Consider the following 1,134-nt stretch of genomic DNA (forward strand, 5'->3'; position numbering starts at 1 on the left):
TGGAGCTTGATATCAAAAATGCAAATCTCAAAATCAATATTGATGTAAAGACATCCCAATTAATTATTAATATTGCCTAGACATATTGAATTGAACATTCCAAATATTTTTAAATTTAAAAAGGAAATTTTATGTCAAATAGTAATATACATGGGCCAATGAATCATGAAAAAATTGTCAATGCGCTTGAAAGAACTAAAGAAGTTATGGATGACGTAAATAAGCATCATTTTGTGAGTACGTTGAGCAATAAGGCTGTTTTTTGCAGGGAAATATTGAATAATAAATGTGAAATTGAAGTTAAAGAATATTCAAAAAGAGATTTTTTAGATTTATATAATCAACTAGATACTGTATATGGTCCACTTGGTAATAAATTAGCATGGCAGAATGTTATGGATTTTTGGATTAACAACAAAGATAGAAGGCAATATGAAAAAAATATATTTGAACCTAATTGTAGCGATAAAAGATTTTATAATTATTGGAGAGGTTTTTATATTAAAGATGATCAGGTCGGTGATTTCCCACATATTGCGCATCATTTAAAACATGTTTGGTGTAATGGAGATGAAGAGAAGTATACTTATCTCTTAAAATGGTTTGCACATCTATTCCAATATCCAGAAAAAATGCCTGGGGTTGCTCTCGTTATTAAAGGGGAAAAGGGTACGGGAAAATCTGGATTTATTGATGCTATTGGGCAGAAAATTCTTGGTAATATGTATATAAAAGTAACTGATCCAAAACATTTGATAGGTCATTTTAATTTTCATTTATTCGGAAAGCTTCTTGTAGTTTCAGAAGAGGCTATTTGGGCAGGTGATAAGAGCAAAGAAGGCAAGCTGAAATCAATGATAACAGACTCTCAAATTATAATAGAAAGAAAAGGATATGATGCAGAAATGGTAAATAATTATTTAAGATTTATTTTCCTCACGAATGAAACGTTCTCTGTACCAGCAACATATGATGAAAGAAGGTTTTTTGCATTGCGAATTAGTAGTGAATACAAAAAAGACAAACAGTATTTTATGAATCTTTATAATGCAATGAATGAATGTGAGATAGTACAATTCTTTAATTATTTAAAGGAATATAAATTTAATGAAATAGATATATTGACGCCCCCTG

1 protein-coding gene is annotated in these 1,134 nt (G+C 29.4%); it reads left to right on the forward strand.

The genetic code is table 11. The features are described from left to right. Positions 1-131: 131 nt before the first annotated feature. Positions 132-1,134, forward strand: a 1,003-nt coding sequence (locus KH208_RS04155) for a primase-helicase family protein (protein WP_291434085.1), incomplete at its 3' end; no start/stop codon positions are given.

Source organism: Desulfovibrio sp. (assembly GCF_018379785.1).
Taxonomy (GTDB): Bacteria; Desulfobacterota; Desulfovibrionia; order Desulfovibrionales; family Desulfovibrionaceae; genus Desulfovibrio.